General features: G+C 68.9%; 5 protein-coding genes. 1 reads left to right on the plus strand and 4 read right to left on the minus strand.

Annotated elements, in window-relative coordinates; all coding sequences use genetic code 11:
- A partial coding sequence (locus tag GPA27_RS27345; RefSeq protein ID WP_211165282.1) for a hypothetical protein occupies positions 1-199 on the minus strand: 199 nt, incomplete at its 3' end.
- Positions 200-351: 152 nt separating this feature from the next.
- Between GPA27_RS27345 and GPA27_RS27350 the strand changes: the two genes are divergently transcribed.
- Positions 352-3453 (plus strand): efflux RND transporter permease subunit, encoded by a 3102-nt coding sequence (locus GPA27_RS27350; RefSeq protein WP_169143571.1) that lies wholly within the window; start codon positions 352-354, stop codon positions 3451-3453.
- 347 nt (positions 3454-3800) lie between these two features.
- Here GPA27_RS27350 and GPA27_RS27355 read toward each other — a convergent pair whose 3' ends face one another.
- Genes GPA27_RS27355 through GPA27_RS27365 form a run of 3 tightly spaced genes read right to left on the minus strand, consistent with a single transcriptional unit; the run spans position 3801 to position 7941 of the window.
- Positions 3801-4445, minus strand: coding sequence for a LysE family translocator (locus tag GPA27_RS27355; RefSeq protein ID WP_246261523.1), 645 nt, complete (start codon positions 4443-4445; stop codon positions 3801-3803).
- The gene (locus tag GPA27_RS27360) at positions 4442-7234 is read right to left on the minus strand and encodes an AAA family ATPase (RefSeq protein ID WP_169143572.1); all 2793 of its coding nucleotides are present in this window, start codon (positions 7232-7234) and stop codon (positions 4442-4444) included. Before GPA27_RS27360 ends, GPA27_RS27355 begins: the two co-directional genes overlap by 4 nt.
- Positions 7234-7941 carry a hypothetical protein gene (locus tag GPA27_RS27365; protein WP_169143573.1) on the minus strand — a complete coding sequence of 236 codons (708 nt, stop codon included), beginning with the start codon at positions 7939-7941 and terminating at the stop codon, positions 7234-7236. Before GPA27_RS27365 ends, GPA27_RS27360 begins: the two co-directional genes overlap by 1 nt.
- Positions 7942-7999: the final 58 nt, after the last annotated feature.

Raw genomic sequence — 7999 nt, forward strand, 5'->3', positions numbered from 1 at the left:
TGGGCAGGGGCCGCGGGTCACCTGGCGCGCCGTGCAGCTGGCCGACCTCAGTGACGACGCGGCCGCGGTCGTTGGTGGACTCAAGGCGGGTGATCGCGTGGTCGTGCTCGGCGCGCATCTGCTGCACGAAGGCGAGCCGGTGCGACTGGCTGACGGCGACGCCGCGCCAAGCGTGGCGGCGGCCGGTGGGGAACGGCAACGAGCGCACGCCGGGCCGCCCCAAGTAAGCTCTGGAGGGCCGGCTTTGCACAGCAGGCCCGTTCCGCGGGCGCAAAGCAGTGCTTCGCGAATTCCCCCCTCCACCCCCCTCGGGGGGCAGCGAGCCGATGTTGCGAGCGTGGGGGGCGTCCAATGAGCGCCTTCAATCTCTCCGCCCTCGCCGTGCGCGAGCGCCCGGTCACCCTGTTCCTGATGCTGGCGATATTCGTCGCCGGGGTCGTCGCCTTCCTGACGCTGGGTCGGGCGGAGGATCCCGCCTTCACCGTCAAGCAGATGACCGTGGTCACCGCCTGGCCTGGGGCCACGGCCAAGGAAATGGAAGAGCTGGTCGCCGAGCCTCTGGAAAAGCGCATGCAGGAACTGCGCTGGTATGACCGGACCGAAACCTTCACCCGACCGGGCCTGGCCTTCACCACGGTGTACCTGCTCGACAGCACACCGCCCGCCGAGGTCCCCGACGAGTTCTATCAGGCGCGCAAGAAACTCGGCGACGAGGCGCTCAGGCTGCCGCGGGGCGTCATCGGCCCGATGGTGAACGACGAATACGCCGACGTGACCTTTGCGCTCTATGCCGTGAAAGCGAAGGGCGAGCCGCACCGGCACCTGGTGCGCGACGCGGAGAGCATGCGCCAGCGCCTGCTCCACGTGCCGGGGGTCAAGAAGGTGAACATCATCGGCGAGCAGGCCGAAAGGATCTTCGTCGAGTTCTCCCATGACCGCCTCGCGACCCTGGGCGTCTCGCCACGCGACCTCTTCGGGGCGTTGAACGGGCGCAACGTCATGACGCCCGCCGGCTCGATCGAAGCCAAGGGTCCGCAAGTCTTCATCCGACTGGACGGGGCGATCGACGACCTCGAGGCGATCCGGAACACGTCGGTCGTGGCGCGGGGCCGTACGCTGAAGCTCGGCGACATCGCCGAGGTGAAGCGGGGCTACGAGGATCCGGCCACCTTCATGATCCGCAACAACGGCGAACCGGCCCTGCTGCTAGGTGTGGTCATGCGGGAGGGGTGGAACGGCCTCGACCTCGGCCTGGCGCTGGAAGCGGAAGCGGCGGCGATCAACGCCGAGATGCCGCTCGGCATGAGCCTGTCCAAGGTCACGGACCAGTCGGTCAATATCCGCTCGGCCGTCGACGAGTTCATGGTCAAGTTCTGCGTCGCCCTCGGCGTGGTCATGCTGGTGGGCTTCCTCAGCATGGGATGGCGCGCCGGCATCGTAGTCTCGGCAGCGGTTCCCCTGACCCTGGCCGCGGTCTTCGTGGTCATGGCGGCGACCGGCAAGAACTTCGACCGGATCACGCTCGGCTCCCTGATTCTGGCTCTGGGGCTGCTGGTCGACGACGCCATCATCGCCATCGAGATGATGGTGGTGAAGATGGAGGAAGGCTACGACCGCATCCGCGCGGCGGCCTATGCGTGGAGCCACACCGCCGCGCCCATGCTCGCCGGGACCCTGGTGACGGCGATCGGCTTCATGCCGAACGGCTTCGCCAAGTCGACCGCTGGCGAGTACGCCGGCAATCTGTTCTGGATCGTCGGCATTGCGTTGATCGCGTCGTGGATCGTTGCCGTCGTGTTCACGCCCTACCTGGGGGTGAAGCTGCTCCCGAACTACCCGCAGCGCGAGGGCGCGCACGAGGCCCTCTACGCCACCCCGCACTACGAGCGCTTCCGCCGCCTGCTGGGTGGCGTGATCCGGCGCAAGTGGCTGGTCGCGGTGGGCGTGATCGCTGCCTTCGCCGTCGCGGTCCTGGGCATGGGTGTGGTCAACAAGCAGTTCTTTCCGACTTCCGATCGCCCCGAAGTGCTGGTCGAAGTCCAGATGCCGTATGGCACATCGATCCAGCAGACGAGCGCGGCGGCCGCCAAGGTCGAAGCGTGGCTCGCCGGGCAGCCGGAAGCGAAGATCGTCACGGCCTACGTCGGACAGGGGGCGCCGCGCTTCTACCTCGCCATGGCGCCGGAGCTGCCCGATCCCTCGTTCGCGAAGATCGTCGTCCTGACGGACGACCAAGCGGCGCGCGAGGCGCTCAAGCTCAAGCTGCGACAGGCGGTGGCCGACGGCCTGGCGCCAGAGGCGCGCGTGCGGGTGACCCAGTTGGTGTTCGGCCCGTACTCGCCCTTCCCCGTGGCCTTCCGAGTGACGGGACCCGACCCCGACACGCTGCGCGCCATCGCGGCGGAAGTTCGCACCGTGATGCAGGCCTCGTCGCAGATGCGAACGGTCAACACCGACTGGGGTGAGCGCGTGCCGACCCTGCGTTTCGCGCTCGATCAGGACCGGCTGCAGAGCCTCGGCCTGAGCTCCAGCGACGTGGCCCAACAGCTTCAGTTCCTGTTGAGCGGCATCCCCGTTACCGAGGTGCGCGAGGACATCCGTTCGGTGCAGGTCGCCGCCCGCTCGGCCGGGAACACGCGGCTCGATCCGGGCAGGATCGGCGATTTCACCCTGGTCGGCACGGCCGGCCAGCGAATTCCGCTGTCGCAGGTCGGCGCCGTGGACGTCCGCATGGAAGACCCCATCCTGCGCCGCCGCGACCGCACGCCCACGATCACCGTGCGCGGTGACATCGCCGAGGGCTTGCAGCCGCCGGACGTATCCACCGCAGTATTCCAGGAGCTTCAGCCCACTATCGCCAGGCTGCCGGCCGGCTACCGGATCGAAGAGGGCGGTTCCATCGAGGAGTCCGGCAAGGCGAATCGCGCCTTGGCGCCGATCTTCCCCATCATGATCGCGCTGACGCTGATCACGATCATCTTCCAGGTGCGGTCGATCTCCGCCATGGCGATGGTGTTCGCCAGTGCGCCGCTGGGCTTGATCGGGGTCGTGCCCACGCTGCTTGCGTTCAACCAGCCGTTCGGCATCAACGCGCTCGTCGGACTGATCGCGCTGTCCGGCATCCTGATGCGCAACACGCTCATCCTGATCGGTCAGATTCGCGACAACGAAAAGGAGGGATTGGCGCCCTTCGACGCCGTGGTCGAGGCCACCGTGCAGCGCGCGCGTCCGGTCATCCTGACCGCGCTCGCGGCTATCCTGGCGTTCATACCGCTTACCCAGTCGGTGTTCTGGGGAACGCTGGCCTATACCTTGATCGGAGGGACCTTCGCCGGGACGGCTCTGACCCTGGTGTTCTTGCCGGCGTTGTACGCGATCTGGTTCAGGATCAGGCCGGCGGCGAGGGACGTGCGAGCCGTTCCTGCGGTGCGAACGGAAGCTGTCGTGGCCTAGCAGAGGGAGTCGGCGCGCCGGCCCCGCAGGTTGCCGGCGTGCCGCCTCTACGCTGCAGGGTAGTCGGCGCCCTACGCTAGCTCAGGCGCCACCGCCGGGGCAGGTGTAGACAGCGCGATTTGGTTGGCCGTGTGGGCGAGGAGGAGTGGGTCGAAGGCCTGACGCCTGAAAACGTCAGGCCTTTTTACTTCTGGCGGGCCATTCTCGCGTTCCGCGAGGAACCCGGTCGAGAGTGACGCCTGTCCGTCGGGCGCCTCGCGACGTTTGTGAAGGCCGGACTAAAGCGAATCAGCTGCGCGGCTGCGTGGCGGGGACGATCCGGCGGCGCGGGGTGCGGCAGGCTCCATTCAGGATTGGGTCGCAGCGAGACGCGCACCGAAACCGAGCAACAGCACTCCGGTGATGCCGTCGAGGATGCGGCTGACGCGCGGGCGGGCGAGAAGGGTGCGGGCGCGTTCGACCATGAGCGCGAGCAAGCCCTGCCAGACCGTCGCGATCGTGAAATGCATCGCGGCCATCGCGAGCGACTGCAGCAGCGCCGAGTGGGCCGGATCGATGAACTGCGGCAGGAAGGCCATGTAGAAGATGATCGGCTTGGGGTTGAGCACGTTCGACAGCAGGCCTTCGCGGAGCGAGGTCGCGGCCGGCACCGCCTGCCGGCTCTGCACCGCAATCTGCATTCCGCGCGCGTGCCACGCGGAGCGCAGGCTTTGGATGCCCAGCCAGGCGAGATAGGCCGCGCCGGCAATCTTCATCGCGGCAAACAACGTTGCCGAACCGAGCAGGATGACCGACAGGCCCAGCGCCGAGACGGTGGCGTGGGCGAACAGTCCGAGGCAGATGCCGAGACTGGTGAGCAGCCCGTCGCGCAGCCCGCCGCGGGCCGCGTTGCGGATCACCAGCAGGGAGTCGACGCCCGGCGACATGGTGAGCGCGGTGATGGCGACGAGGAAGGGCAGCCAGGGGAAGTGCTCGAACATTTCCATGTTCATGCGAGTGCACGCGCCAGTACGCCGATGGTCGGCGCCCAGTCCTCGCCGGGTTTCTTCTTGCGCGTGACCAGCGTGAGCTGCGCCGGGGCGAAAACGTTGGCGTTGTGGGTGACCGGCGTGGTGATCAGGTACTGGGCGCGCGTGGCGCGCAGGAAGGTGCCGACGCGGTCGATGTTGGCGACGTCGAGGTGCGCGAAGGGTTCGTCGATGAAGACAAAGCCGCCGGGGCGCGCGTCGTCCATCAGCAGTGCGATCAGCAGGATCAGGGACTTCATCACCTGCTGGCCGCCGGAGGCTTCGCCGTCGTTGAGGCCGACGGCACCCTTGCGGTCGAAGTCGAAGCGCACTTCGAGTCCGGCGTGGCCGAGCGAGAGGTCGTCGTCGCCCAGCGCCGGGGCGGGGCAATCCACGCCGACGCCGGCGAGCTCGCCAAGCGCCTTGAGGTTCTTGCCGTACTGGCGCACGGTGGCGCGCAGCTTGGCGATGTAAGCAGAGCGTGCCTCTTCGGTGAGCCGGCGGGCGGTCGCGCAATAGCCCTGCCGCTCTTGGGAGTCGCGTTCGCGCTGGGCGACGTCCGCCTTGAGGCGCTCCGACAGGGTGATGACCGTCGGGTCCTTGACCCAGTCGCCTTCGTCTAGGCGCGCGCGCAGGCGGTCGCGCTCGCGCCTTGCGGCGGCGGCGTTCTCGTAGCGTTCGGCCAGCAGAGCGATCTCGGCCGGGTCGCGCCAGTGCGCGGGCATGCCGCGACGCAGCGAGCGCAGGCGCTGGATGCGCTGCGCCTGGGCGTGGCGGCGCGGCGCGGCGCCGGTTTCGAGCTCGGTGATGCGGCCGTCGATGGCGCGCAGCTCGCGGTTGCGCCGGTCGATTTCGATGACGACGCCGTTGATGCGGCCGCCGAGTTCGTCCAGTGCTCCCTGCGCGTCGGCTCGCTGCGCGATGGCCGCGGTGAGTGCGGCGCGGGCGGCGGGCAGGGCGGCTTCAGCCTCGGTATAGGTCTCTGCCTTTGCGGCAAGCAGCTGAGCGGATTGCAGACCCAGCAGGCGCTGGCGCAGGGTGGTAAGTTCCTCGGCAGCCTTGGCGACACGGGGGCGCAGGTGCTGGAGCTGGCGATCAAGCCCGGCGATGTCCTCTTCGAGTTGGGTGATGCGCGCCTGGCGGGCGAGTTCACCGAAGTGGAATTCGGCGGGGCGACCCAGGTGGCGGGCGCCGCGCCGCTCGCGGTGGTACGCGTCGCGGGTGATCCATTCGACCTCGCGAGGCAGGTCGCGGGCCGCGTCGACGCTGTCGACGCGGCGGATGCGGTTGAGCAGATCTGCCAGCCAGCGCGGGGCCGGCGCCGAGAAGCGCGCGACCTCGGCGAGGCTGCGGGCGACTGCGGGCGGGGCCTCCTCGCGCTCCGGCACCACGAAGTGGCGGAAGCGTTCGCGCTCGCCGAGCGCCCACGCGGTATGGCGGTCGGATTCACGCTCGAGGAGGATGACGTGACGGTAGGGGCGCAGCACGGCTTCGAGCGCAGCCTGCCAGGTGACGTCGGTGACCTCGACGATCTCGGCAAGACCGCAGTGGGCGATGCCTTCGGCGTCGAGCACGGCGCGGAAGCGGGCGACCTCGGGGTCGGACGGCGGCCCGGAGCGGCTCTTGGCATTGCGCAGCGAAGTCGTCTTGTCCTCGAATTCGGCGACGAGCGTGCGCTCGCGCGCCTTCATTTCGCGCAGCGCGGCTTCGGCCGCTTCGTGCTGCGCCTCGAGCGCAACGGCGTCGGCGCCGTGCTCGGCGGCGAGCTGGGCGCGCAGGTTGTCGCGCTCGGTAATGAGCTTCTCGAGATCGCGCACGGCGTCGTGCGCTTCGAGGTGGGTCGTCCCGGCCGCGTCGAGTTCGGCGCGCAGCGTGGTGCGCCGGCTTTCCGCTTCCGTCTTTTCGTCCTGCACCACGTCCAGGCGCTGGCGGGCGGCGCGGCGCTCGGTTTGCCTGAGCGCATATTCGCCCCGCTGGCGGGCAAGCTCGCCACGCTCGGCGGCAACGTCGCGCGCAAGCTCGGCGGCCTCCAGGCGCGGAACAATCTCGGCCTCGAGCGCGTGCGTCTCGTCAGCGAGCTGTTTCCACTGCAGGTAGTTGTCGGCTTCGAGGCGCCGTCCCTCCGCCTGGGCGCGCAGGCGGTCGAGGTCGAGGCTGAGGTCGGCAAGTTCGCGCTCGGCGCTCTTCTGTTCCTCGCGTGCGGCCTGGTAGTTGTCGAGCACTTCCTTGTCGCCGAAAACGTCGAAGACGAGTTCGAGCAGCGCGCGCGGGGAGTATTCGCACAGCTTGTCGGTGTCGCCCTGCTCGAGCGCGAGCACTTTGGCGATCGCGGGCGTGAGTCCGCCCCAGGCGAGCCGGTTCTGGTAGTCGCGCAGGCCGATCCAGTCTTCGGACTGTTCCAGCGCCTCGATGGGCTGATCGCCGTCGATGATGGCGTAATCGCGCGTCCATTCGCCGCCGCCTCGGCGGATGCGGCAGGCGAGGGTGACTTCGTCGTGCAGGCAGGGGAAGAACGGGCGGCGGCCGGAGGTGCCCGGCTTGTTCGCGACAACGGCGCGGATCCAAGCAAAGCTGCGTTCGGCGCGGCGCACGTAGCGGCGGAAGTCGCGCTTGCCCGAGCAGCGCAGCGCGAACAGGGTGCGCAGGGCGTCGAGCAGCGTCGTCTTGCCCGAGCCGTTGGGGCCGACGATGGTGATGATCTGTGCGTCGAGCGGCAGGGTGAACCGGCGCCAGTAGTCCCAGTGGACGAGCTCCAGTTGCTTGATGTGGAACATCAGGCGTCTTCCTCTTGGTCATCGACGTCGGGCAGGACTTCGGCCGCCTCGAAGGCGTTGGCTGCGGGGACGGCGTGTCCTGCGTTCTTCAGCACGTCGGCGAGCGTGCCGTGGATGATGCGGTCGGCAAGCACGCGATAGTCGAGCGCGACGTCGAGCAGGGGCCCTTCGTACAGCACGCCGTTGCGCCGCTCGATGAAGCCCAGGCGGGCGAGTTTGCCGAGCATGAAGTTCTTGACCTTGGTCTTGCCGCCCAGCAGCGGGCCGAAGTCGGCGATGAGCGAGGCTTCCGGGAGTCCGCCGGAGACCGTGTCGCCGTGGACGACCGGCTTGTCGGCACCGAACATGTCGCCCTGGCCGTCGTCCGCCAGCTCGCGCCGGGTGACCTGGCGTTCGCGCTTCGGCAGGATGATGAGCGCCCAGATGACGACCAGCAGCGCGACCTCGTCGCGCGTGAGCCCGACGTTGCTCGCGGCGTATTCGCGGCGGGCGCCGAAGACCGGCTCGAACATCTCCGGGGTGAGCACGGCTGCGACGTGGCCGGCGTAGGGGTTGTCCTGAAGTTGCAGGCCGACGGCTGCGAGGCGGTGGTCGAGTTCGACGCGGAAGGTTTCGTCGACCAGCGCGCGGCGCACCAGCCGGTCGTTGCGCGGGAGCCAGCGATGGGCGAGCAGGCGCGCGGTGAGGGTCTTGAGTTCGTGTTCCATCAGGCGTCCATGAGGGGGCGCGCGTTCGCGGAATCGGGCGCTGTGGGGGCCTCCGGGC

Origin of the sequence: Aromatoleum toluolicum (assembly GCF_012911005.2) — a bacterium.
In the GTDB taxonomy this organism is placed as follows: domain Bacteria; phylum Pseudomonadota; class Gammaproteobacteria; order Burkholderiales; family Rhodocyclaceae; genus Aromatoleum; species Aromatoleum toluolicum.

Bases quoted from the DNA above. Each gene is read 5' to 3' on its own strand.
- GPA27_RS27350 (WP_169143571.1), top strand. From the start codon at position 352: ATGAGCGCCTTCAATCTCTCCGCCCTCGCCGTGCGCGAGCGCCCGGTC.
- GPA27_RS27355 (WP_246261523.1), bottom strand. From the start codon at position 4,445: ATGAACATGGAAATGTTCGAGCACTTCCCCTGGCTGCCCTTCCTCGTC.
- GPA27_RS27360 (WP_169143572.1), bottom strand. From the start codon at position 7,234: ATGTTCCACATCAAGCAACTGGAGCTCGTCCACTGGGACTACTGGCGC.
- GPA27_RS27365 (WP_169143573.1), bottom strand. From the start codon at position 7,941: ATGGAACACGAACTCAAGACCCTCACCGCGCGCCTGCTCGCCCATCGC.